23 protein-coding genes are annotated in these 22303 nt (G+C 65.7%); 12 read left to right on the top strand and 11 right to left on the bottom strand.

Annotated features, from left to right (window positions below; translation table 11 throughout):
• Positions 1 to 13 precede the first annotated feature (13 nt).
• Together Ssi02_RS29700 and Ssi02_RS29695 are read left to right on the top strand one after the other, a co-directional pair.
• The gene (locus Ssi02_RS29700; RefSeq protein WP_204030893.1) at positions 14 to 2095 is read left to right on the top strand and encodes a xanthine dehydrogenase family protein molybdopterin-binding subunit; all 2082 of its coding nucleotides are present in this window, start codon (positions 14 to 16) and stop codon (positions 2093 to 2095) included.
• Positions 2096 to 2180: 85 nt separating this feature from the next.
• Entirely contained in the window at positions 2181 to 3089 is a 909-nt protein-coding gene (locus Ssi02_RS29695) for an AraC family transcriptional regulator (protein ID WP_239130005.1), read from the top strand.
• A gap of 416 nt (positions 3090 to 3505) precedes the next feature.
• Here Ssi02_RS29695 and Ssi02_RS39980 read toward each other — a convergent pair whose 3' ends face one another.
• Positions 3506 to 3748 carry an effector-associated constant component EACC1 gene (locus Ssi02_RS39980; protein WP_373870220.1) on the bottom strand — a complete coding sequence of 81 codons (243 nt, stop codon included), beginning with the start codon at positions 3746 to 3748 and terminating at the stop codon, positions 3506 to 3508.
• Between the two features lie 9 nt (positions 3749 to 3757).
• On the bottom strand, positions 3758 to 4264 hold the full coding sequence (locus Ssi02_RS29690) for a hypothetical protein (protein ID WP_204030892.1): 507 nt from the start codon (positions 4262 to 4264) through the stop codon (positions 3758 to 3760).
• 1159 nt (positions 4265 to 5423) lie between these two features.
• Between Ssi02_RS29690 and Ssi02_RS29685 the strand changes: the two genes are divergently transcribed.
• Entirely contained in the window at positions 5424 to 5966 is a 543-nt protein-coding gene (locus Ssi02_RS29685; protein ID WP_204030891.1) for an amidohydrolase family protein, read from the top strand.
• A 99-nt stretch (positions 5967 to 6065) separates the two neighbouring features.
• Here Ssi02_RS29685 and Ssi02_RS29680 read toward each other — a convergent pair whose 3' ends face one another.
• Together Ssi02_RS29680 and Ssi02_RS39445 are read right to left on the bottom strand one after the other, a co-directional pair.
• Positions 6066 to 6551, bottom strand: a complete 486-nt coding sequence (locus tag Ssi02_RS29680; protein ID WP_204030890.1) for a MarR family winged helix-turn-helix transcriptional regulator — start codon at positions 6549 to 6551, stop codon at positions 6066 to 6068.
• A gap of 630 nt (positions 6552 to 7181) precedes the next feature.
• Positions 7182 to 7313, bottom strand: a complete 132-nt coding sequence (locus tag Ssi02_RS39445; protein ID WP_275410759.1) for a hypothetical protein — start codon at positions 7311 to 7313, stop codon at positions 7182 to 7184.
• A 1037-nt stretch (positions 7314 to 8350) separates the two neighbouring features.
• On the opposite strand from Ssi02_RS39445, the gene Ssi02_RS29675 reads away from it, so the two are divergent.
• The 4 genes from Ssi02_RS29675 to Ssi02_RS29660 all read left to right on the top strand — a co-directional run bounded on the left by Ssi02_RS29675 (position 8351) and on the right by Ssi02_RS29660 (position 9864).
• Complete coding sequence (locus tag Ssi02_RS29675; protein WP_204030889.1) at positions 8351 to 8539, top strand: hypothetical protein; 189 nt, start codon at positions 8351 to 8353, stop codon at positions 8537 to 8539.
• A 181-nt stretch (positions 8540 to 8720) separates the two neighbouring features.
• Positions 8721 to 8897, top strand: coding sequence for a hypothetical protein (locus Ssi02_RS29670; RefSeq protein WP_204030888.1), 177 nt, complete (start codon positions 8721 to 8723; stop codon positions 8895 to 8897).
• 2 nt (positions 8898 to 8899) lie between these two features.
• Positions 8900 to 9541 (top strand): TIGR00645 family protein, encoded by a 642-nt coding sequence (locus Ssi02_RS29665; RefSeq protein ID WP_307825825.1) that lies wholly within the window; start codon positions 8900 to 8902, stop codon positions 9539 to 9541.
• Positions 9542 to 9558: 17 nt separating this feature from the next.
• Positions 9559 to 9864: a hypothetical protein gene (locus Ssi02_RS29660; protein ID WP_204030887.1), complete on the top strand. Its 306-nt coding sequence runs from the start codon at positions 9559 to 9561 to the stop codon at positions 9862 to 9864.
• Between the two features lie 568 nt (positions 9865 to 10432).
• Here the strand turns inward: Ssi02_RS29660 and Ssi02_RS29655 are convergent.
• Positions 10433 to 10741 (bottom strand): hypothetical protein, encoded by a 309-nt coding sequence (locus tag Ssi02_RS29655; RefSeq protein ID WP_204030886.1) that lies wholly within the window; start codon positions 10739 to 10741, stop codon positions 10433 to 10435.
• 902 nt (positions 10742 to 11643) lie between these two features.
• Positions 11644 to 12066 carry a hypothetical protein gene (locus tag Ssi02_RS29650; protein ID WP_204030885.1) on the bottom strand — a complete coding sequence of 141 codons (423 nt, stop codon included), beginning with the start codon at positions 12064 to 12066 and terminating at the stop codon, positions 11644 to 11646.
• A 209-nt stretch (positions 12067 to 12275) separates the two neighbouring features.
• Here Ssi02_RS29650 and Ssi02_RS29645 point away from each other — a divergent pair, with 209 nt between their 5' ends.
• A complete protein-coding gene (locus Ssi02_RS29645) occupies positions 12276 to 12809 on the top strand; it encodes a peptidylprolyl isomerase (protein ID WP_275410758.1) in 534 nt (177 codons plus the stop codon).
• A 238-nt stretch (positions 12810 to 13047) separates the two neighbouring features.
• Complete coding sequence (locus tag Ssi02_RS29640; RefSeq protein ID WP_307825824.1) at positions 13048 to 13785, top strand: rhomboid family intramembrane serine protease; 738 nt, start codon at positions 13048 to 13050, stop codon at positions 13783 to 13785.
• 271 nt (positions 13786 to 14056) lie between these two features.
• Here Ssi02_RS29640 and Ssi02_RS29635 read toward each other — a convergent pair whose 3' ends face one another.
• A complete protein-coding gene (locus Ssi02_RS29635) occupies positions 14057 to 14302 on the bottom strand; it encodes a cell division protein CrgA (RefSeq protein ID WP_204030883.1) in 246 nt (81 codons plus the stop codon).
• A gap of 234 nt (positions 14303 to 14536) precedes the next feature.
• On the opposite strand from Ssi02_RS29635, the gene Ssi02_RS29630 reads away from it, so the two are divergent.
• Genes Ssi02_RS29630 through Ssi02_RS29620 form a run of 3 tightly spaced genes read left to right on the top strand, consistent with a single transcriptional unit; the run spans position 14537 to position 15896 of the window.
• Positions 14537 to 15148 carry a class E sortase gene (locus tag Ssi02_RS29630; RefSeq protein WP_204030882.1) on the top strand — a complete coding sequence of 204 codons (612 nt, stop codon included), beginning with the start codon at positions 14537 to 14539 and terminating at the stop codon, positions 15146 to 15148.
• A gap of 20 nt (positions 15149 to 15168) precedes the next feature.
• Complete coding sequence (locus Ssi02_RS29625) at positions 15169 to 15327, top strand: LPXTG cell wall anchor domain-containing protein (RefSeq protein ID WP_204030881.1); 159 nt, start codon at positions 15169 to 15171, stop codon at positions 15325 to 15327.
• The gene (locus Ssi02_RS29620) at positions 15324 to 15896 is read left to right on the top strand and encodes an anthranilate synthase component II (protein WP_204030880.1); all 573 of its coding nucleotides are present in this window, start codon (positions 15324 to 15326) and stop codon (positions 15894 to 15896) included. Before Ssi02_RS29625 ends, Ssi02_RS29620 begins: the two co-directional genes overlap by 4 nt.
• A gap of 216 nt (positions 15897 to 16112) precedes the next feature.
• On the opposite strand, the gene pknB is transcribed toward Ssi02_RS29620, so the two are convergent.
• The 4 genes from pknB to Ssi02_RS29600 all read right to left on the bottom strand — a co-directional run bounded on the left by pknB (position 16113) and on the right by Ssi02_RS29600 (position 22300).
• Positions 16113 to 17972 carry a Stk1 family PASTA domain-containing Ser/Thr kinase gene (pknB, locus tag Ssi02_RS29615; protein WP_204030879.1) on the bottom strand — a complete coding sequence of 620 codons (1860 nt, stop codon included), beginning with the start codon at positions 17970 to 17972 and terminating at the stop codon, positions 16113 to 16115.
• 82 nt (positions 17973 to 18054) lie between these two features.
• Positions 18055 to 19485 carry a serine/threonine-protein kinase gene (locus tag Ssi02_RS29610; RefSeq protein ID WP_204030878.1) on the bottom strand — a complete coding sequence of 477 codons (1431 nt, stop codon included), beginning with the start codon at positions 19483 to 19485 and terminating at the stop codon, positions 18055 to 18057.
• Complete coding sequence (locus Ssi02_RS29605) at positions 19482 to 20954, bottom strand: peptidoglycan D,D-transpeptidase FtsI family protein (protein ID WP_204030877.1); 1473 nt, start codon at positions 20952 to 20954, stop codon at positions 19482 to 19484. Before Ssi02_RS29605 ends, Ssi02_RS29610 begins: the two co-directional genes overlap by 4 nt.
• On the bottom strand, positions 20951 to 22300 hold the full coding sequence (locus Ssi02_RS29600) for an FtsW/RodA/SpoVE family cell cycle protein (protein WP_204030914.1): 1350 nt from the start codon (positions 22298 to 22300) through the stop codon (positions 20951 to 20953). Before Ssi02_RS29600 ends, Ssi02_RS29605 begins: the two co-directional genes overlap by 4 nt.
• Positions 22301 to 22303: the final 3 nt, after the last annotated feature.

The raw sequence follows: 22303 nt of genomic DNA, 5'->3' as shown, positions 1-22303 counted from the left end.
ACGAGGGCACCGCATGAGTGGCGCCGCTCCTGCTGTCGGGGTCGCGCGGCCTCGGGTCGAAGGGCCGGCCAAGGTCACCGGTCGTGCGCGTTATGCAGCTGACGTGCCGATGGCGGACCTGGCTTTCGGGATTGTGGTCGTGTCCACCGTGACCCGGGGACGCATCCGCGACATCGACGTTGCGGCTGTTCAGGATATGCCAGGTGTGCTGGGCGTGATCGACCATAGGAATGCGCCTCGCCTCAACCCGGACGCGGGGCATTTCTTTGGCCCGGACGGCGGCTTGCAGCTGCTGCAGGACGATGTGATTCCCCACGCCGGCCGGCCTGTCGCGCTCGTGGTGGCGGAGACGCTGGAGCAGGCTCGGGCGGCGGCTGAGGCGTTGCCGGTGACCTATGAGGTGCTTCCGCACGACACCGACTTTTCCGCTGACCATCCGGCCGGCAGAGCGGCGATGGCGCTTTTCGACGGGCCGGTGGACGTCGGTGACGTGGACAGGGAATTGGCCGCGTCCGCGGTTGTGGTCCGCGAGCGGTATTTCACGCCCGAGGAGCACTGCAGTGCTATGGAGCCGCACTCGGCGACCGCCTGGTGGGAGGGGGAGCGGCTGCAGGCCGTCGACTCCAATCAGGGGCCGTTCTTTATCGCCACGGTCGTGGCTACGTTGTTCTCCTTGCCCCTAGAGCAGGTGCGAATCCGCACCGAGCATGTCGGCGGTGGTTTCGGGTCCAAGGGGTTGTGTGGTCCGCAGTTGGTGTTGGCTGTGATGGGCGCGATGCACTTCGCACGGCCTGTGCGCGTCACGCTGAGCCGCAACCAGGTGTTCCTGACGACCGCGATGAGGCCGGCGATCGAGCAAATGGTGCGCATCGGTGCCGATGACGACGGCCGATTGCGGGCGATCCACCATGAGGCGGCGTTTGAGCTCTCACCCCTGGCGGAGTACATCGAAGGGTGCACCGAGCTCACAAAGACGCTCTACGCGACACCGGCACTCCGTACTCGCCTCACCGCGGTCCCGCTCGACATCCTGCCGCCCTACTCGATGCGGGGGCCCGGCGCGGCACCGGGCTCGTTCGCGCTGGAGTGTGCCATGGACGAGGTGGCGGAGCGGCTGGGCATCGACCCACTCGAACTTCGCCTGCGTAACGAGCCGACCGTCGGTCCCGCGTCCGGCCTGCCGTTCAGCACCCGCAATCTTGTCGCGTGCCTGCGGGAAGGGGCGCGCAGGTTTGGCTGGGCCAGCCGTGATCATCGCCCGAGGATGCGACGGGAAGGACCTCTGCTTGTCGGCACGGGGCTGGCCGCCACGTCCTTCAGCGTCGGGGCGTTCCCATCAACTGCCTCGATTACGGCAGAGCCGGATGGCACTTTCACCGTAGTCGTCAACGCCACCGATCTTGGTACTGGCGCACGCACCGCGCTGACCGCGATCGCGGCCGATGCGCTGGCGGTCGGCGCCGAAAAGGTCCGGCTTCGGATTTCGGACAGTGATTTCGGTCCGGCGTGGAGTGCGGGCGGATCTCGGGGGACCACGTCCTGGGCTTGGGCGATCACTGAGGCTGCGGCGAAGTTGCGTAGCTCAGGGGACCAGGGGACGGTCACGGTTGACACCGCGCAACTTCTCAACGATCTGCCGTCCAGGGAACGCCACTCCTACAGTGCCGTGTTCGCCGAGGTGACCGTCGATCCGGCGACCGGTGAAGTGCGGGTGCGGCGGTTGCTCGGGATGTTCGCCGTGGGCCGGGTGGTCAATCCGCTCATGGCTCGCAGTCAGGTCATTGGGGGAATGATCGGGGGACTGTCCATGGCGTTGCACGAAGAGGGCGTACGCGATCCTGTCTCAGGCCGACACATCAACGCGGACTTCGCCGGCTACCACATCTCCGCACACGCCGATGTGCCCGATATCGAAGCTGATTTCGTGCCGGACTATGAACCAGGCATTCCAATGGGTATTAAGGGTGCTGGTGAGATCGGCAACGTCGGCACCCCAGCCGCGATCGCCAACGCCGTATGGCACGCCACCGGATCTCGCCAACGTGCACTCCCGATTCGTCCCGATCGCGTCATAGAGGAGCACCCTCTGCAGTGAGCTGCGAACAACGGCACGGTGGATCGATCCGTAGCGCGACCTGCCCGCACTCTCGGCCTTGCCCTGGCGATATCGGGGTGCCGGTGTGAGGTGCCCACACCACATTCCCCATCTGCTCGAGGAGATCCGCGGCATTATCGCCACCCATGCCCGGCCTGACATGACGACGCCGATCGCGGGGCTGCGGGCCTCCAAGGTCGAAACGGAGGAAGAGCATCACTCACTGACCGAGCCGCTCCTGGTCGTCATGGCCCAAGGCGGCAAACGAATCCTTCTCAGCGATCAGGTCTTTGAGTATCGGGCGGGGCACTGTCTCGTAGTCACCGCCAACCTGCCCATTACCGGCAATTTTCTCGACGCCAGCCCCCAGCTCCCATCTCTGGCGATGGCGATCGTGCTGCGGCCGACCGCCATCGCCGCGCTTCTGCCGGAGATCCCGCCCAGGAGATGGTCCCGCTCGCCGGACGCTCAGTCCGTGATCGCGACCAGTGAGGCCGAAGCGGAACTGCTGGACGCGGTGGCCCGGATGTTACGGCTGCTCGATCACCCCGCGGACGCGCCGGTCCTCGCCCCAATGATCGAACGCGAGATCCTCTGGCGGCTGCTCACCGGACCCCATGGCGACATGATCCGCCAGATCGGCCTGGCCGACAGCGGTCTGTCCCACGTCAACCGGGCAATCCAGTGGATCCGCACTAACTACGCAGAACCCTTCCGGATCTCCGATCTCGCGCGGTTGGCCGGTATGAGCTCCTCCGCCTTCCACCGGCGTTTCCGTGCCATCACAACCTTGAGCCCACTGCAGTATCAGAAACGTATCCGTTTGCAGGAAGCCCGCTCGTTGCTGGTCGCCCGTGCGGGAGACGTCGTCGGCGTCGCACATCTCGTCGGCTACGACAGCCCGTCGCAGTTCAACCGCGAATATCGCCGCCTGTTCGGCGCTCCACCCGGCCAGGACGCCGCACGTATTCGCGCGAATCCCGAATTGTACTGAATCAGCTCAATATCGCGATCTTGCTGGGAGATGTCGGGTCTCAGGAGGTCAGGATGTCTGTGTACGGCGAAGCACCCTGGACGTCGTGCGTCGACGCCATGGGCACCGGCCCGCGCATCGGGCTGAGCAGCCGCTTGTCACCCCTGCGGACCCTGCCTTCTGGGCGGACTGTGCTGCGTCGTGGAGTAGACCTCGGGTCCTCCGCTCCGTCACTACAAGCAGCTCACCCTCGCCGGCGGCGAGACGGTCGACCTGGCCAAGGTACCTGCTCCGTCACTACAAGCAGTTCACCCCCCGGTGGCAGCGTCGCGGCACTGTTGTCCTTTTGGCGTACGTTCGCACACGAACGCCTCAGTCGGCTCTGTTCGCCGCGCACTTCAGACGATCCCACCGGACTGGACGGGAAACGTCATGGATCACGACGCGCTTGCGCGCACATCTCCGTTTTTAACGTGACGAGAGATGAGCTCACGTAACATATCGGGATCCTTGAGGTGATCGCGGGTCAACTTGATCTCTCTCCCGTCGTTCGCCCGTACAGTGGCAGCGACATCCCTATTGTGCCGACGCGCGTGTCGCCAAGCGCTGTAGGCCGCGAAGGCAACGTTCGCCACGCTGCCACCGGCAAGTAAGAGGACGATCGCTTCGCCTGCTTCCATGGCAGACCCCTATCTGAACTCTGAAAGAATGGTGCAGGACGCGCTTGTGATGACAGCTCCCAGGAACATGTAAATGGACAGGCTGACGTAGTGATCCAGGGGATTCGGATAGGCGGGTTTGCCGCCGTATGCGCCGGCGCAGCATATGGCCAGCAACACCGAGAGCGAGACGGCGGTGGATGTCGACAGCTGCATGTAAGGGTTGCCGGTGCGAGGGCCGGCGTTCTTGAGCTCGAAGTAGAGCTCGCCGATGCCCGCCGCGATGATTCCCGTTGACACCAGATACAACTCGCCTGTGCCGAACAGTGCTACCTGGGATATTTGCTTGCCGCTGGAATAGAGAATGAAAGCATTGATAATTATCGGGCTCAGGCCGACCAGCAGGCTTACGATAAGCCATTTTATCAATTTGGCTACGACGCGATGCGTCAGAGAGTGCGAGTAGGACTCGCTCTGAGAGCCGGCCGAGAGGGATGACTGCTGCGCAGGCGGTGAGGCAGAAGTCACGTCGGTCATGAGGTCATCTCCACGGCAGCCCGGCTTCTCTATCATCCTCTATGGTCGTGGCTACCTGTCAAGATACGTCATAGTTCGGTAGTTCGGCGGCTGGAGCTGTGGAATCTTCCGCTGTCTGCGCCATCGTAATACTGGCGAATGGCCCGGGCTTAAAACAATGTTTTGGCCTGCACTATATTGAGCGAGTACGAGTGCCGCCGGGCTGGGCAGCTCGAAGGGGCAACGGGCCGACAAGCCCGGAAAAATGATGATCTCTGCTGCGGCTACGGGGTCACCCGCTGACCAGGGTCTTTAAGGTGGGAAATCTTCCCTCCCTCCTATCCGGGAGCAGGATGGAGGGTGTTGACGCTGTCAGATGTGATCTTGTGTGAGGGGTGGCAATGAAACGGAATACGGTCATTGACTTCGCCTGGAAGGTGGTCGAGGTGCTCAGAAGCTTGACCTATCAGATCATCCACGGCGAGCGGATTCAGAGAACCTGGTGTGGTGTCTTCACCCGCGGCGCCGGGCCTGCTTCCTGGGCGATCCTCGTGCCTACGTGGACTAACTTATCGATTGCCGGGGAACTGCGGGTGTCATTGCGTTACGGGAGAAACCTGATCCCGGGTGGGTGAATCACGTCTAGCGGTCATTGCGGCGTTGCTGCTTGCCAAGTGCGCGCAGAATCTGCGGTTTTGCGGGCGCCGCCTCGACGACGAGCGATGGGCGATGGGCGGATCGTCTACTCCGGTCTCGACTCTGCTTGATGGTGCGCAGCAGGGAGCTCTGGAGCGAAATCGGATCGGGCTCGTCACGTCTGAGCTGGCCGCCCGCAGGGAGCGTGGGGCCCGTTCGATCTTCAGCGGGCCATGCCGGTGCATCCGATCGCTTGCAGCTCCCCCAAGGTTGCCGCCGGAAGAGGAGGGACCGGCCTGTAGGTGCTTCCGCTTCGTATAGTTCGGCTACGTACTATCTGACGTGGAAGCAGTCCTGAGGGGAGTAGACGTGCGTACGTTGATCACTGGTGTTCGGGTCTTCGATGGTGAGCGCACCCTGCCGAGGGCGGATGTGCTGATCGTCGATGACCTGATCGTTGAGCCCGATGGCCGCCCTGTGGACACAGAGGTCAACGGTGCCGGTAAGACCCTGATACCTGGACTGATCGACGTCTCACACCCACGTGTCGGACGGCATGCTCGCGCAAGCCCTGACCTTCGGGGTGACTACCGAGCTCGACATGTTCTGCCTTCCCGGCAATCTAGCCCGGCAGCGTGCACTGGCCGCGGCGCGGGACGATGTGGCTGACCTGCGGAGTGCGGGGGTGCTGGCCACCGCACCAGGCGGGCATCCCAGTCAGATCGTGGGCGCTGAGAGCGAGGCACTGGCCTGGTTGGGGGACGCGGTTGGTCCGTTTGAGACGGTCGCGGACGTCGGGCAGGCGAAAGCGTTCGTGGAGGCGCGGCTGGCCGAGGGGAGTGAATATCTCAACATTGTGGTCGACAACGGGTGCACCGCAGGGCTGGATCTACCGGTCATGGCGCCCGACGTCGTAGCGGCCTTGGTTGAGGCGGGGCACGCGGCCGGGCTGACGACCATCGCGCATGTGGCGACGGCGCGCGATATCGTCGTCGCGCTGGACGCGGGGATCGACGGTCTGGCACATGTGTTCCATCACAGTGAGCCGGGGGATCCGTCCGTGTCGCCGATCCGGGGCGTCTGTTGATCCGTGCTTAACTCAAAATAGCTGCGGATTCGCCGGCCAAGGGGACGGCGAGGGTCGGCTCAAGTGATCGGCCGATCCAGGGCGTCCGTTGACCTGTGCTTAGCTCCATGCGCCCAGGAGGTCGCGCAAGATCCGGTCGAGTGTGGTGGTGTCCTGCGCTGACAGGGCCGCTTCGAGTCTGGCGAGGTTTGCCGCGTGTTCAGTGAGCGTCTCGTCGATCACTTTGCGGCCTTTGCGGGTGAGGACGATCTGGAAGCTGCGCCGATCGGCCGGGTCCAGTTTCCGTTCGACCAGTTCGGCCTGCTCCAGGCGGTCGAGCCGGTTGGTCATGCCGGCTCGCGACATCATCAGGGCCGTCGACAGCTCGGAGGGGATCATCGTGTACGGCGGGCCCGACCGGCGTAGCGCCGACAGCACGTCGAACTCCCCGGGCCGCAGACCGTGTCGGCGGAAGACCTCCTCGACCGCTGCTTCGATCAAGCGTGTCGCCCGTGCCATGCGCGCGAAAGCGCCCATGGGGGAGAGATCTAGATCGGGGCGCTCACGCCGCCACTGGTCGAGAATCGCATCGACCGCGTCACCCATCCCGCCATCATATTTGCTGCGAGATAATTAGATCCTCAACTATCTCGGTGCGAAGTGAGGTCTTCGACTGCCACAAGAGTCTGCGCGGTATGCGGTGTGGTGACCGGCTGGCCGTCTCCAGGGTGGCGGTGGCGTCCGGCGGGCGATCTGTGGTGCTGGTGATTGGCCGGCGGTGGTGGTTGGGCGCCGGTCCGCAGTGTGATGGGGACCGGCCAGCGGCCTCCAGGGCGATGGTGGCGTGCGGGCGGCGGTCCGCTCTGGGATCGTGATCGGTCTGCGGTGTGGGGTCACCGTCTGGCGGTCTCCAGGGCGGTGGTGGTGTCCGGAAGTCGATCTGTGGTGCTGGTGATTGGCCGGCGGTGGTGGTTGGGCGCCGGTCCGCAGTGTGATGGGGACCGGCCAGCGGCCTCCAGGGCGACGGGGGTGTGCGGGCGGTGGTCCGCGCTGGGATGGTGATCGGTCGGCAGTGGTCTGCGGTGTGGGGTCACCGTCTGGCGGTCTCCGGGGCGGTCTCCGGGGCGCTGGTGGCGTCCGAGGAGCGGCCTCCAGGGCGACGGTGGCGTGCAGGTGGTGGTCCGCGGCATGACTCGGCCGACGGTGGTCTGCGGGCGGCGGTCCGCAGTGTGGCGCTCACCGGCCGGCGACCTCCAGGCCGGCGACCTCCAGGACGGCGATGGCGTTCGGAGGCAATCTGCGGTGTGAGTGCCTGCCGCCTCGGAGGCGGCGACGGTGGCTGTACGGCGGTCCACGCGCCATGGCCATGGTCCATCCTGCGGGCACGGTCGTGGCCGAGGGCCGAGGGCCGAGGGCCGAGGGAGCGTGCGACGAGCCAGTGGGCGTGGCCGATCACCAAGCGTGTCCGGCCACCGGTAGGCCGGTCCCAGCCCATGGCAAGAGTAGTCGGCCGGTGGAGCGTCGTCGTTTGATGCTCTACGGCAGGTGAGGCCACCGGTTCAATGAATTGTCCTGCTCCATTGGCGACATCAGCTCGCGGAAGCTGACAAATGCTGACTCGTCCTCTGCACCCGCAGGAGCATGGTGGTTTCGTGGTCGCGACGGATACCCGCCAAGTGTGGGTACGGTTTGACCGGGCTTGGCCGTACATTTCTGATGGCGTTATCCGCAGTGAGCGGGCAGGTGGCCTCAAGTCGGTGCTGGGGTTGAGATGGCGTGGGCGGATTGCGAGAACTCACGCTGGGCCCACGCAGGGTTCGTGAAGTGACGTGTCGAAGGTCGTTATTTCGGTATTTATCGCCACCTCGTTTGAGACCTAGCGAGGCGCAGCAGAGTCGGCGTGCAAATCACCATCTACCTGGGAGAACCTCGCCCTACCCGCCCTCCCAGGGGCCCGCTGGGGGTGGCTTAGGGGTTTTCCTGGACTCTCTCTGACTCAATTATCTCGCTGCGTGGCCTGAGTGAAGGTTTTGCATGTTGTTGAGGAAGAGGAGGTGAGCACCGATGGCAGCACCCATCGGTGTGGGGCTTTGCGCTGATTGTCGGCAATTGAGCTAACCGAAGAGCCAGCGAGACCCCCGACCGGAGCTGACACGCTTATGCGGATTCCGTAGCCATATGTCTACCCGACGTGCTGACTAGCGGGTTATGTGGCCTTGAGGGGGAAGACGCATGAACGACGGCATGACAATTGTCATGGTCGGCCGTCCCGTCGGGGTCACGATTGAGTAACGGCATCGGGATGCATCCCAACTGACGCCGTACACATCTTTCTTTGAACGCATAGTTACTGTCACACTACCTAACGTAATCAACGGGGGTTCGCTATCGATCAAGGAGGTCCCGTGAGTCAATCCGTTCGACTACTCCTCGCTACCGCGCTCACCGCCGGTGGCCTGTTGTCCGCTACCTCCGCTGCCCATGCCGCAGCCCGGCCTGCCGTCGTCCCCGACCCCATCGCCGTGGTGAGCTGCGTGTCGGGGTCCATTACCGCTCTTGCGCTCGCCGAAGTGACCAGCTGCACGGCGCCTTGACGGCTCCTCGGACGTCCGAGAGACGGCGCGGTCGGTGACGCCGCGCCGTCTTTCGGATAGTCACCGATCAAAAAGGGGTCCGTTGAACGTTCGAGCCCTTCCCGTCGGAGGTCCCCTCACGTCGACCGCGGTTCTCCGTCGGCGTCGTCTTTCAGACCGTCACCGTGACCAAGGAGGTCCGTTGAACGTTCGCAGTCTTCTCGGCGGGGTGATCCTCGCACTGGCCGTGGCCGCCCTTCCGGCTGTAGTAGCGCTGCCGGCTGTCGGAGCGCTGCCGGCCGCGCCCGGTGCCGATCCTCCGCTCGTCAATGTGAACGCCATGTTCGAACCGGTCACGCTGCTCCTCTTCACCTCATAGCCATGGCGAGTCGACTTTCCCTCGCGGCTGCGTCCCCGGGGCTGCAAGGTTCGCTGAAGCGTCTCGGCTACGTCATGTTCCTCAGCCGCTGGATTCAGGCACCGCTTTACTTCGGGCTCATCGCCGCTCAGGTCGTCTATGTGTGGCGGTTCATGGTCGAGCTGAAGCATCTGGTCACGCTCGGGTTCGGGGGTTCGCCTCCCGAGACGACGATCATGCTGATCGTGCTCGGCCTGGTCGACGTGGTCATGATCTCCAACCTGCTGATCATGGTGATCGTCGGCGGCTACGAGACGTTCGTCTCGCGGCTGCGCATCGAGGGGCACCCGGATCAGCCGCAGTGGCTGTCCCACGTCAATGCCAATGTGCTCAAGGTCAAGTTGGCCATGGCTATCATCGGCATTTCCTCCATTCACCTTCTCCAGATCTTCATCAACGCGTCACGGCCCGCCGTGACAGACAGGGAGCTGCTGTGGAAAACGCTGATCCACCTGACCTTCATCGCCTCGGCGGTGGCTCTGGCCTGGATCGATCGCATTATGGAGGGCGGCCCGAGGAGGGCCGGTCAGCAAAGGGCCGGCGTGGAGGCGACCTCGAGCGCCAACGGCGATTCGAAGTCGGCGAAGGAACGAGTCGCCGCCTAGCCTTGCAGTGGCGATGGGTGGCGAACGGCGTCACAGGTGTGGCGGCCGGTGCGATGGCGGGCCTTCTCTTTCTCGCGGCTCCGGCTCACGCCACCAATCCCGTGCCCAAGGAAAGGGCCGCGCCCGCCGCCGAGCCGGCTGAACCCGCCGAGCCCGCGCCCGCGCCGAACACCGCACTCATCCAGAATGTGACGGTGTTCAACGACGAGATCGTTGAGCCGGTGTCGCTCCCCGTGACGAACTGTCAGTCGCTCATACCGGTGCTCTCCAAGTCCAGCACCAACTGCAAGGGCGCCTCACGCGTGTCCGACGACGACGCCTGAACCTGGATTCCGTTGCCCGTCCCCGTGGTCCCGGGCGGGCATGGGGTCCAGGAGTTCCGCCGGCCACCTCGCCCGGCTCCTCGGATCAGGGGGCCGGGTTTCTCTTTGCCTCGGGTCACATACGTGAAACGTTGCCGTTGATTATCAGGCTCGCGGTTTCTGTGGCCCCGATGAGATGGAACGTTGACGGGAATCACTTCGCCTGTCACAGTGGAGCGATCCTCTGGAACAATTCCAACTCCCGATGATGCGCGGTCCAAAGTATGACGACAGTAAGGGCCACAATAGTTGGACCGGTCGACAGATCTGTTGAACCCTCAGTCAGGGCGTGAGTGTTTTCTCAGAAGACAATCACCGAGATTTGGATAATTGTCGGCAAACCAACTGGTGCAGGCAGCCGGCGCGTCACTTTCCCGACGGCTGCCAGGGATAGTCCGATGGGCACCAGGGGCGGAGGCAAGGGCGAGTGCGCGCGGCTCTCGGCAGCCTCGTGCGCAGGCTCTTGGCCAGGGGCGACGGCGCGTTTCGAGGTGGAAGCGGGCGTCAGGGGGGCGAGGTTGGGCCGGCCTTAGAGCTCGTCGAAGTAGCTTTTGGCTAACATCTTGGAGTTATCGCAGGCCAACCTGGTCTCGACGAGCAGGTCACGCCAGTCCAGCTCCGTCAACCGCAGGACGGTCGGAAGGCGTTTGATGTCCGCGGCGGAGGCGATGAGCACCGCGGCCAGGAGACGCTCGGCTTCAGCTCCACCGATTTTGATGCGGTCCTGACTGAAGACTCTCGCCGCCGTCTCTTCGATGAGAAAGCATGCTCTTTCTGCGTGTGGGCCGAATTGTTTCCTGACCTTCGCGGCCACACGGTCTGTAATGATCTCGTTCACGGTTTCCGCCTGGGGTGGAAGGCAGTTTGACAGGTCGTGTCAGCGTTCCTGTCAAACGCTATCCCGCGCCCTCAGTGGCGCGCAACACGCCAATGAAGGTTTATGTTGGCCCGATATTCATCTCGGCGTCGACTGCATGATGACACAGGGGTTCGCGGATCGAGGTTCTTTCACAAACTGACCTGCGGTCGGGTGCAAAGATTCTTCGTCGATCGCTCTCTAATCCGAGAGGTGAGGGGCGCCTTCGGCCCGGCTTGGCCGAGATTGTCGGGTATAGGCGGATAAACCGGCACGTCGTCCTGGAACGGGGAAGATTCCTGCCCCCACACCCGCACGCCGCCGTCGCCCTGTGTCGAGCGTCACGTCGCCGACGACGGGCGGGCCCCCTCCGGCCTTCCGGGACGGCATGGTGGCGCTCCGCTGCGGGCGATACTTCTTGTCGCCGCCAACAGGACCGATGCCAATGGCACGCCGGGCGGGACGGGGAGCGGTTGCGCGACGGCTTCGGCAGCGGTCACCGTACGGTCGCCTGAGAACAACCGGGCCTCTAAAGCCTTGCCATCACCTAGGGACGGCCAGGCTTCCGAAAGCCGTGTCCTGCGGTGGGCACCGTACGGTCACCCGGAGATGGCCCGGCGAGGCCGCGAACCGTGCCAGCGGAGTCCCGGTGGAGTCCCGGCGGCGATCATGCCCATCGGGAAGAACACATCGGACGGGACCCGCTGCTTCTCTTCCTTGCTGCGGCCGGCCACCAGATTCTCGAGTAGGGTCACCCGGCGATGACCGCGGGCACGAATGGCACGAACGCGCAAGACGCCGGTGGCGCTTAAAGGGGGGCGGCCCGCGCGCTACGGCTCGCGCCTGACATGCGCAGGCGCGAGCCGTAGCGAGCCGAGGTGGGCCTAGGGCGTCTTCCGAGCGGGCTCGTCCGCCTTGTGTCCTGTCTCGTGGTGGCCCAAGTGCTGGGCTCGCTCTTTCGCCCTGTCGGCTTTCTCGTTGACCCAGGTCGTGGCGTCGTGAGCGGTGTCCTTCATGGATTCCGCCCACTCCTGCGCACTCTTGCGATAGAGGGCGAAGCCGATCGCTCCCATCGCCGCGCCGGCGACTATGGCCACCATGGGCCATCGGCGGGCCGGCCTTCTGGGCATGGGATCTATACGCTCAGCCGCTTGCGACAGCATGGCGCTGATCCTCGGTGCGAGTTGCTCCTCAAGCGCGTGGGCGACGTAGTCGAGCCGTGGTGCGGCCCATCCCCTCGCCACCACAATGCCATCGGACGTCCTCGGACCGACCTGCCGCGCGGCGCGTCTGACCTGCGCCCTCATTCGATTTGGCCACGTATTTGGAATGATGATCTCTACGCGGCGATTCCTACTTGTCAGGGACACGACAACCTCCCCTGTCGTTGGGGCCCCAAGCGACACCTTCCCGCTCGAAAGCGGCTCAACCATGACGCGCCGTGGGAGGATGCTCCCTGGTCATGAGACCACCAGCAATGACATGCCCTGACATACATAGAAGGGGGCGGCCACCCGTGGCTGAGAACCTGACCGCAACACTGCAGACCAACCATGGAACGATCAAGGTCCGGCTCTTCCCCGATCACGCGCCCAAGACTGTGCGCAACTTCGTGGAACTCGCCGAGGGCACCCGCAAGTGGGTGCATCCCGAAACCGGGCAAGAGCAGGTCGACACCAAGCTCTACGACGGCACGATCTTCCACCGCGTCATCAGCGGTTTCATGATCCAGGGCGGCGACCCCCTGGGGCAGGGCGTCGGCGGCCCTGGGTACAAGTTCGACGACGAGATCCACCCGGACCTCTACTTCAACCGCCCCTACCTGCTCGCGATGGCCAACGCCGGCATCCAGTTCGGGCGTGGCACGAACGGCTCGCAGTTCTTCATCACGGTCGTCCCGACCCCGCACCTCAACGGCCGTCACACGATCTTCGGCGAGGTGATCGAGGGCACCGAGGTGGTCGACGCGATCGCCAAGACCGAGACCGGCCGCAACGACCGTCCCGCCAAGGACGTCGTGCTGGAGAGCGTGACGATCAACCGCGGTTGAGCGCCCGGCTTCTGCCGTATCCCCGGGGAATCCGCCTCGGGGTACGGCGGGGCCAACACTGGTTTTCCCGAATAGGCTGGGGGCCTGTGGACAACCGGACGAGGATGCGATGAGCACACAGCCACCAACGCCACCGGTCCAGCCCGGTGCCGAGACGGTCCCGACGTGTTACCGGCACCCCGGCCGGGAGACATATGTTCGCTGCCAGCGGTGTGACCGGCCTATATGTCCTGATTGTATGCGTGACGCCTCAGTCGGCCACCAGTGTGTGGAGTGCGTGCAGGAGGGCAACCGCACCGTACGGCAGGCGCGCACGGTGTTCGGCGGAGGTGTGGTCGCCAAGCCCCTGGTGACCTGGGGGATCCTCGGCCTCAACCTGGTGGCCTTCGCGGCGCAGACGCTCATCGGCGACCGGGTCGTCTACGACTTCGGGATGAACGTCGCCATGGTCGCCGGGGCCGATCAGTTCTACCGCATGATCACGTCGGCGTTCCTGCACTGGGGCTTCCTGCACATCGCCCTGAACATGTGGGCGTTGTTCACCCTCGGCCCCTACCTCGAACAGGCGTTCGGTCATCTCAGGTTCGCCGGGCTCTATCTGCTGAGCGCCTTCGGCGGCTCGGTGATGAGTCTCTGGTTCGACGCGGCCAACGTGCTGAGCGCGGGCGCCTCGGGAGCGATCTTCGGATTGTTCGGGGCGTTCTTCATCGTCAGCCGGCGGCTCAACCTGGATGTGCGGCCCATCCTTGTGCTTTTGGTGCTCAACCTGGTGATCACTTTCTGGCCGGGCGCCAACATCAGCTGGACCGCGCACATCGGCGGGCTGATCACCGGCGGCCTGGTGGCGGTGGCCCTGGCCTACGCCCCCAAGAACACCCGCGCGGCGGTGCACGCCGTCGCTCTCGGGGGCGCGCTGGTCGTGCTCGTCGGCTTGGTGGTTGTGCGTACGGCGATGCTCACCGGACCGGTGCTCTAAGGCCTGCTGGGCACCGGGCGAGGCTGTGTGCAAACCGTGATCCACAGGTTGTGGAAAAAACTGTGGAAAACGGTGAGTCGTTAGCCGCCCTGTGCTAGCTGACCTCGTGCTGGCCGACCTTGTGCGACTCGTCCGCTACAGGCTTGTCCGCTACAGGTGTGCGCCGAACCGGCCCGAGTGACCGCCCGGCGTGGCCGATCACACCGGCCCGCCGGAAGGCGTGCCGATCCGCCCACCGTGCTGCAAACGCGTGCTTCAAACGAACGAGCGGTCAGCGCCACCTGGTGGAGAGCACGACGCCGAAGATGATGAAGACGAAGCCCACCAAGAGGTTCCAGTTGGCCAGGTCGCTGATGCCGGGAAGATCCGGTGCGATGTAGTAAACGGCGATCCACAGGATGCCGATGATCCAGGCCGTGACCATCGTCGGTGCGAGCCAGCGGGGGCTGACCTTGGTCTCCTGGGTCTTTTGCGGCGGGGTGTAAACCGCCTTCTTGCGGGTCTTGGACTCGGGCACTGGACACTCCTGAGGCGGGCCTGTGCCATCCGGATCGCGCACAGGCACTTTCAGTTAGCGTATTCGCTGATAGGCGAAGACCCAGTAAGGATAGTCGGCGACGGGGAACATGGCGATCCCGTGTTTGCGGGCGCAAGCCGTACCTCATTGAAGTCAAGAATCAGCAAAGGCTGGGCCATCCCGTCGCGCCCTATGAGCGTACGGTGATCACTTCAATACCCTGGCGATGTGAGGGTGCTGCTGCGTGGGTTCGGCGAGCTGAGCATCACCGTCGGCCTGATCATGATGCTGTTCTGCGCCTATCTGCTCTGGGGCACCGGTTCCTACACGATGCGGCAGCAGCGGCTCCTCCAAGTGCAGCTGATGGAGGACCGCGAGCGCGGCAAGATCGACAAAATCGCCTTAGGCCGTGCGCTGGCGCTGGTGCGGATTCCACGGCTCGGCCGCGACTACGAATACGCCATCGTGGAGGGCGTCGAGTTTGAGCACTTGAAGAAGGGGCCGGGGCACTACCCCGGGTCGGCTCTGCCCGGTGAGGTGGGAAACTTCGTTCTCTCCGGGCACCGTACGACCTATGCGGCGCCGTTCAACCGCCTCGACGAACTGGAGCCCGGGGACGAGGTCGTCATCGAGGCCCGGGAGGCCCGTTATGTCTATCTCGTCACCGGCAGCAAGGTCGTGACCCCCCGCCAGGTCGAGGTCATGGCCCCCGTGCCCGGCAGGCCGGGAGTGCGGCCCAGCGAGGCGTTGATCACACTGTTGACCTGCCATCCGAAGTTTTCCGCCAGGGAACGGCTGATCGTCTTCGGCACCCTCGCCGGTCGCGAGAACCGGCGCACCACCTGACCGGGCCGGGGGAGGACTGCATGTATGCATGGATCTGGCGGCGCCTGCCGGGCGATACCAGGATGAAGGTGCTCGGGGCCGCCGGGCTGGTCATCGTGGCGGGAGCCGTACTCTGGTTTGTCGTGTTTCCCTGGCTGGAGCCGAGAGTGCCCCTTGATCGAGTGACGGTAGGCCCTTGAGCCGTGTCCTGGTGGTGGACAACCACGACAGCTTTGTCCACAACATCGTGCAATATCTCCGCGAACTCGGCGCCGACTGCGTGGTGCGGTCCCGCGACGACGTCTCGGTGGACGACGCGGACGCGTTCGACGGGGTGCTCATCAGCCCCGGGCCGGGCACTCCCGAGGCGTCCGGCGTCAGCCTGACGCTCGTGCGCCACTGCGCCGAGCGCGATTTGCCCCTGCTGGGCGTCTGCCTGGGGCACCAGGCGATCGCGGTTGCCTACGGTGCCACCGTCGCCCGCGCGCCGGAGCTGATGCACGGCCGCACCAGCCCGGTGGTGCACGACGGCAAGGGGGTGTTCACCGGCGTGCCCACACCGGTGACCATGACGCGCTACCACTCGCTGGCGGTCGTCTCCGGCACCGTGCCGGCCGAGCTGGAGGTCAGCGCCACCACGCCCGACGGCGTGATCATGGGGCTCCGTCATAGGTCGGTGAGGCTGGAGGGAGTGCAGTTCCACCCCGAGTCGGTGCTGTCGGAGCACGGTCACAAAATTCTTGGTAATTGGCTTCGAAAAACCGTGTAACACCGGGGACGTTCCAAACGAATATCCGAGTGAGGGCCTCCGCCGTTGCCCCCGAGCGGCGGAGGCCCTCTTTTCGTTTTCCGCCGATCACGGCAGGTCACCCGTGTGTGCGCGCCGCCGGCACTCACCCGTGGCGCACGGGATCACACGCCTTAAGTCTCTGGAACGAGGCGGGCCCCCTTCCCGCGGCAGGAAGGGGGCCCGAGTCTCGAAAGGTCAGCCGAGGTCACCGTCGCCGGCGCCCGGGTCACCCTCGTCCGGGAAGGGGTCGGTCGGCTCCTCAGGGACGTCCTGGGTCGGCGGGGTGTCGCTCGGCGGAGGCTCCTCCTCGACCGGGGGCGGCTGCGGGGTGGGCGGGCCGTTGGAGACCACCAGCGTGACCGTGATGCCGCCGCGCTGCTTGGAGCCGCCCTGCGGGGTCTGGCTGATGACGTGGCCCTCGGTGACGCTGTCGCTGTATTCCCTGACGACCTTGACCTTGAACCCGGCGCCTCGCAGCGTGCGCTGGGCGTCGCCGACCTCCTGGCTCGTCACGTCGGGCAGGTCGATCGCGGCCTGCGGGATGTAGATGCGGACCGAGCTCTTCTTGTCGACCTTCTCGCCCGCCTCCGGGTCGGTCTTGAAGACCGTGTTCTCCGGCTTGGAGGACGGCTCCTGGACCACCACCGCCTCAAGGCCCTCGGCCTCGAGCAGGTCGATCGCCTCCTCGCGGGTGCGGTTGACGACGTCGGGCACGGTGGCCTGCTCGACGCCTTTGGAGACGAAAAGCGTGACCGTGCTCTCCTTGTCCACCTCGGTGTCGGCCGGGGGCTCGGTCTTGATCACGGTGTTCTTCTCGACGTCGTCGCTGAACTCCTGCTTGACCTCGACCTTGAGCCCGAGATTGGCCAGCCGTTTCTCGGCGGCGGCGCGCTCGACGGTCGCCAGCGCCGGGATCTTGACCGTGGCGGACTCGGTGGTGCCGCCGCTGTTGAAGAGCATGAATCCGACACCGATGAAGGCCCCGATGACCAGCAGCGGCACGATGATCCACGCTGCGGTCTTGACGGTGTTGTTGCCGCCGCTGTCGGCCCGGCGCCTGCGGCCGACGCGGCCGCCCTCCTCCCCGTATTCATAGGGGCGCATGTCTCCGGCGAGCTGCGTGGCCGGACCGGAGCCCTGCGGGGGCTGCTGCATGGTGCGGGTGTGCGCGTTGTGGTTGACGGCCATCGCGGTGGTCTGCGCGTCGACCGGCATGCCCGACATCGCCCGCTGGAGGTCCTGCCGCATCTCCCCGGCGCTCTGGTAGCGATGCGCGGGATCCTTGGCCATGGCCTTGAGCACGACCGCGTCGGCCCACTCGGGGATCTCCGGGTCGATCTGGGACGGCGGGATGGGCTCCTCACGCACGTGCTGGTAGGCGATGGCCACCGGCGAGTCACCCGTGAACGGCGGTTGCCCGGTCAGCAGCTCGTAAAGCACACAGCCGGTCGAGTAGATGTCGCTGCGCGCGTCGACCCGCTCGCCCCGCGCCTGCTCGGGCGAAAGATATTGCGCGGTGCCGATGACCTGCGCCGTCTGCGTCATCGTGGCGTCGTGACCGGCCATGGCCCGCGCGATGCCGAAGTCCATCACCTTGACGTCGCCGGCGCGCGTGATCATCACGTTGGCGGGCTTGATGTCGCGGTGGACGATGCCGCCCCTGTGGCTGTAGTCGAGGGCGCGCAGGATGCCGTCGACCAGCTCGGAGGCCCGCTCGGGCAGCAGTCTGCGGTCGGCCCTGAGCAGGTCGCGGAGGGTGCGCCCATCGACGAATTCCATGACGATGTAAGGCACAGGGGTGTTGGTTTCCATGTCGCCTTCACCGGTGTCGTAGACAGCGATGATCGACGGATGGTTGAGTGAGGCGGCCGACTGCGCCTCCCGCCTGAACCGGGCCTGGAAGGTGGGATCCCTCGCCAGGTCGGACCGGAGGGTCTTGATGGCCACGATCCTGTCCAGACGGATGTCCCGCGCGCGAAAGACCTCGGCCATGCCACCGCGCCCGACGACACCGTCGAGTTCGTAGCGCCCGCCGAGGAGCCGAGGATGAGTCATTTCCTGCACAGTCCCTTACCGTTCATCTTGGGTGCCGACAGGTTGGCGGCCGGTCGGTTTCCATCATCGACCCGTTGCCACATCACGTCTCCGCCTTTGGCGGGTCGGTGTCTCCGGGATCCGGAGTGATGCTTGGTGTCGTGCTCGGCGTCGGGCTAGGAGTGTTTATCGTCGGGGTCGGCGTGGGGGTCATGGTCGGTGTCGGTGTCGGCTCCGGGCTCGGAGAAACCGACGTGCTTACCGTAGCCGACGGGGAGGGAGTGGACCGAGTCGGCTTAGGGCGCACCGTGGTGGTTCTGGGCTCCGGTGTCCGTGACTTCGCCGGCGGCTTCTTGACCGTCGGCGAGGAACTTGGCGGAGCCGGCTCGGCCTCGCCGATGGGCGGCGACCCCATGGTGCTGATCGCCACCGCCCCGAGCCCCATCGCGGCCGCGCATCCGGCGGCCACAAGCATGGTGCGGGCTCGCTTACGTCTCTGCCGGGCGCGCCCTAAATGCGTTCCCGGCTCGGGCACACCGCTGAACTGCGTCGGGTGATAGAGGCCCGGCTCGTCCGGCACCGGCGGCAGACCGCCGGTGCGCCCCGCCACCAGCTCCGGGGAGTACGGCAAAGGCCCCGGAACCCCGGCCGCCGGACCGGTTTGCGTGCGCCACCCGGCGGGGTCGGTGAGGGTGCGCAGGTGCGTGCCACCGGTGGCGGGCGAGTCGCGCAGCGCCAGCGCCCGGTCGGACAACTCGCGGGCCGAGCGGGGGCGCCGCTCCGGATCCTTGGCCAGGCAGGCCATCACGAGCTCGGCCACCTCACGCGGCACGTCCGCCGGCAGCGGCGGCGGCGCGTTGTTGATGTGCTGGAGCGCGAGAGCGACCTGGTTGTCGGAGGTGAACGGCGCGCGCCCGGCCAGGCACTCATAGGCCACGACGCCGAGCGAATAGAGGTCGGTCGACGGGGTCAGCGTCAGCCCCGACGCCTGCTCGGGGCTGACATATTGCACCGTGCCGACGACCGTGCCGGTCTGCGTCACCGGCGCCGCCTCAAGGGCGCGGGCGATGCCGAAGTCGGTGATCTTGATCAGGCCGGCCTCCGTGACGAGGAGGTTGCCCGGCTTGATGTCGCGGTGGATGAACCCCGCGCTGTGCGCGGCCTGAAGCGCGTGGGCCGTCTGGGCGAGCACGTCGAGCGCGACAGGCACGCTGAGTGAGCCGTTGCGGGCCAGGATCGCCGACAGCGGCTCGCCGTGGACGAGCTCCATGACCAGGTAGGCTCCGCCGTTCTCCTCGCCGTAGTCGAAGACCTGGGCGATGCCGGGGTCGGCGAGCCCGGCGGCGATCTGCGCCTCGGTGCGGAACCGGTGCCTGAACATCGGGTCGGCCGCCATGTGCCTGCGCAGCAGTTTGACCGCGACCTCGCGGCCGAGCAGCTGATCCCTCGCCCGCCACACCTCGCCCATGCCGCCCGCCGCGATGCTGTCCAGCAGCAGGTAGCGGTTGCCCAGCAACTGGCCTTCGGGGGTCATCGCCCAAGCACCGCCGACATGACGGCCTTGGCGATCGGCGCCGCGGTCTGACCGCCGGACGCCTCGGTGCCGGCGCTGCCGGACTCCACGATGACCGAGACCGCCACCTCGGGCTCGTCGACGGAGGCGCCCGCGAAGGAGATGAACCACGCGTGCGGGGCCCGGCCGCCCGAGGTCTCGGCGGTGCCGGTCTTACCACCGACCTGCACACCTGGGATCTGGGCCAGCCGCGCGGTGCCGTTGTTCACCACGCTGACCATCATCTCGCGCAGCTTGCGCGCGGTGTCCTCGGTGACCGCCGTGGAGAGCTCGTCGGGGTCGGCCTTCTCGATCTCGGTGCCCTCGCTGTCGGCGATCTCGTTGACAAGGTAGGGCTTCATGACGACGCCGTTGTTGGCGATGCCCGCGGCCACCATGGCCATCTGCAGCGGGGTCATCGTGGTGCTGCGCTGGCCGATGGAGGTCATGGCGATCGCCGCGGGGTCGTCCTCCTTCTTGCCGATGCTGCTTCCAGACACCTTCATGGGGATCTCCAACTCCTCGCCCGCGCCGAACTTCTGCATTTGCTCGTTCATGGCGTCGTACCCGAGATCCAGGCCGATCTTGCCGAACGGGGTGTTGCAGGAGACCTCAAGTGCGTAGACGAGGGACACCTGGCCGCTGCCGCAGGCGCTGTTGCCGGAGTTGGGCAGGCTGATGTTGGTGCCCGGCAGGGCGAGGCGGGTGGGCGCCTCGACCTGGGTCTGGGCACCCCTGCTGTCGTCCTTTTCGAGGAAGGCGGCGGCGGTGACGACCTTGAAGGTCGAACCCGGCGGGTAGGACTGGTTGATCGCGCGGTTGAGAAGCGGCGAGCCCTTGTCCTTCTCGTAGACCTTGGACGCCTTGTTGACGTTCTCCTTGTTCGGCTCGGAGAGCTTGTTGGGATCGTAGGACGGCAGGGACACCAGGGCGAGAATCGCGCCGGTCTTCGGGTTCATCGCCACCACCGCGCCGCGCTTGCCGCTCTGGGCCAGCGCCTTGTAGGCGGCCTCCTGCGCCTTGGGCATGATCGTGAGGTCGACGTTGGCGCCCTTGGACTGCTGGCTGTTCAGCAGGTCGATGCCGCGGCGGATCAGAAGGTCGGGGTGGGTGCCGTTGAGCAGGGTGTTGTGCGCCCGCTCGATCTCGGTCTCGTTCTCCGGGGCGAAGAAACCGGTCACGTGGGCGTAGGTCTCGGCCTCCGGATATCTGCGCGTGAAGGCGAAGAGGTGGCTCTGTGAGCCCTTGTTCCTGACCGATTCGGCCAGCACCTTGTCGCCCGCGGTGATCCGGCCCCGCTCGACGTCGTAGCGCGCGTAGAAGTTGCGGTTGTTGCGCGAGTCGGTGCGGAGGTCCTCGGCCTGGATGACCTGGATGTAGTTCACGTTCAGCATGAGCAGGGCGAACATCAGCATGCAGGCGACCGCGGCGCGTTTGAGAGTGCCATTCATCGGCTGAACACCTGTGTGAGTCCTTCGTCCTGGATCGCTTGCGGCGGTGGACGGCGGGCCGAGTCGGACATCCTGACGAGCAACGCGATCAGGATCCAGTTGGCGAGCAGGGCCGAACCACCCTGGGACATGAACGGGGTCACCAGACCGGTCAGCGGGATCAACCGGGTCACACCGCCGACGATGATGAACACCTGCCACGCCAGCACGAAGGACAGGCCACCCGCGAGCAACTTGGAGAAGGGATCGCGGGCCGCGAGCGCGGTGCGCATCCCCCGCTGCACGATAAGGCCGTAGACGAGCAGCAGGGCCATCAGGCCGGTGAGACCGAGTTCCTCGCCGGTGGCGGCGAAGATGAAGTCGGAGAACGACAGCGGGATCGAGTTGGGGTGGCCCTGGCCGAGGCCGGTGCCGAGGATGCCGCCGGTGCCCATGCCGAACAGACCGCCCATGAGCTGCGCGCTGCCGCCGAACGTGCGGTCGTAGTAGATGGGGTTGCTCGCGTCGAGCCACACGTCGAACCGGTCGCCCACGTGACTGAAGATCATGCCGGCGATGGCGGCCCCGCCGACGAACAGCAGCAGGCCGATCAGCACCCACGAGGTGCGCTGCGTCGCCACGTAGATCATCATCACGAAGAGGCCGAACATCAGCAGCGAGGTGCCGAGGTCGCGCTGCAGCACCAGGATGCCGACGCTGATCCCCCACGTGATGAGCACCGGGCCGAGGTCGCGCACACGCGGTAGGTCGATGAAGAGCAGGCGTCTACCGGCCAGGGCCAGCACATCGCGCTTGGCCACGAGATAGCCGGCGAAGAAGATCGCGAGGGCGAGCTTGGCGAACTCGGCGGGCTGGAGGGTAAAGCCGGCGATGTTGATCCAGATGCGCGCACCGAAGTTCTCATGGCCGATGAACGGCAGAAGCGGTGCGATCAGCAGGAGGAGACCCAGGGCGCCGGCGGTATAGGTGAGACGCTGGAGCATGCGATGATCTCGCAGCGCGATCAGCGTCCCCGAGAACATGACGATGCCCGCAGCGGTCCAGAAGAGCTGGGTCGCCGCCGAGGCGTCGTTGCCGCCGGCCTCCTCGATGCGGTAGATCATCACGAGGCCGAGGCCGTTGACCAGGGTGACCAGAGGCAGGATGAGCGGATCGGCCCACGGCGCCCATTTGGCGAGCACCAGGTAGGCGATGAGGACGAGACCACCAAGTCCAGCGCCATAAGTCAGCATGCCCGCGGGGACACTGCCCTCAAGGGCCAGGCCCACGTTCGCGTAGGCGAGGATGACGATACCCACGGCTCCGGCAAGCATGGCCAGATGGGCCACGCGCCGCTTCGCGGGCATCAG

Source organism: Sinosporangium siamense (assembly GCF_016863435.1).
GTDB lineage: Bacteria > Actinomycetota > Actinomycetes > Streptosporangiales > Streptosporangiaceae > Sinosporangium > Sinosporangium siamense.
The sequence above is the reverse complement of the archived record's forward strand: the minus strand, read 5'-3'. Positions and strand labels throughout refer to the sequence as shown.

What these genes read in the sequence shown, in the direction of transcription:
- Ssi02_RS29700 (WP_204030893.1), top strand. Translation starts at nt 14, where the DNA reads ATGAGTGGCGCCGCTCCTGCTGTCGGGGTCGCGCGGCCTCGGGTCGAA.
- Ssi02_RS39980 (WP_373870220.1), bottom strand. Translation starts at nt 3,748, where the DNA reads ATGGAAGCAGGCGAAGCGATCGTCCTCTTACTTGCCGGTGGCAGCGTG.
- Ssi02_RS29690 (WP_204030892.1), bottom strand. Translation starts at nt 4,264, where the DNA reads ATGACCGACGTGACTTCTGCCTCACCGCCTGCGCAGCAGTCATCCCTC.
- Ssi02_RS29680 (WP_204030890.1), bottom strand. Translation starts at nt 6,551, where the DNA reads ATGGGTGACGCGGTCGATGCGATTCTCGACCAGTGGCGGCGTGAGCGC.
- Ssi02_RS39445 (WP_275410759.1), bottom strand. Translation starts at nt 7,313, where the DNA reads ATGGCCATGGCGCGTGGACCGCCGTACAGCCACCGTCGCCGCCTCCGA.
- Ssi02_RS29665 (WP_307825825.1), top strand. Translation starts at nt 8,900, where the DNA reads ATGGCGAGTCGACTTTCCCTCGCGGCTGCGTCCCCGGGGCTGCAAGGT.
- Ssi02_RS29650 (WP_204030885.1), bottom strand. Translation starts at nt 12,066, where the DNA reads ATGAGGGCGCAGGTCAGACGCGCCGCGCGGCAGGTCGGTCCGAGGACG.
- Ssi02_RS29640 (WP_307825824.1), top strand. Translation starts at nt 13,048, where the DNA reads ATGCGTGACGCCTCAGTCGGCCACCAGTGTGTGGAGTGCGTGCAGGAG.
- Ssi02_RS29625 (WP_204030881.1), top strand. Translation starts at nt 15,169, where the DNA reads ATGTATGCATGGATCTGGCGGCGCCTGCCGGGCGATACCAGGATGAAG.
- pknB (WP_204030879.1), bottom strand. Translation starts at nt 17,972, where the DNA reads ATGACTCATCCTCGGCTCCTCGGCGGGCGCTACGAACTCGACGGTGTC.
- Ssi02_RS29610 (WP_204030878.1), bottom strand. Translation starts at nt 19,485, where the DNA reads ATGACCCCCGAAGGCCAGTTGCTGGGCAACCGCTACCTGCTGCTGGAC.
- Ssi02_RS29605 (WP_204030877.1), bottom strand. Translation starts at nt 20,954, where the DNA reads ATGAATGGCACTCTCAAACGCGCCGCGGTCGCCTGCATGCTGATGTTC.
- Ssi02_RS29600 (WP_204030914.1), bottom strand. Translation starts at nt 22,300, where the DNA reads ATGCCCGCGAAGCGGCGCGTGGCCCATCTGGCCATGCTTGCCGGAGCC.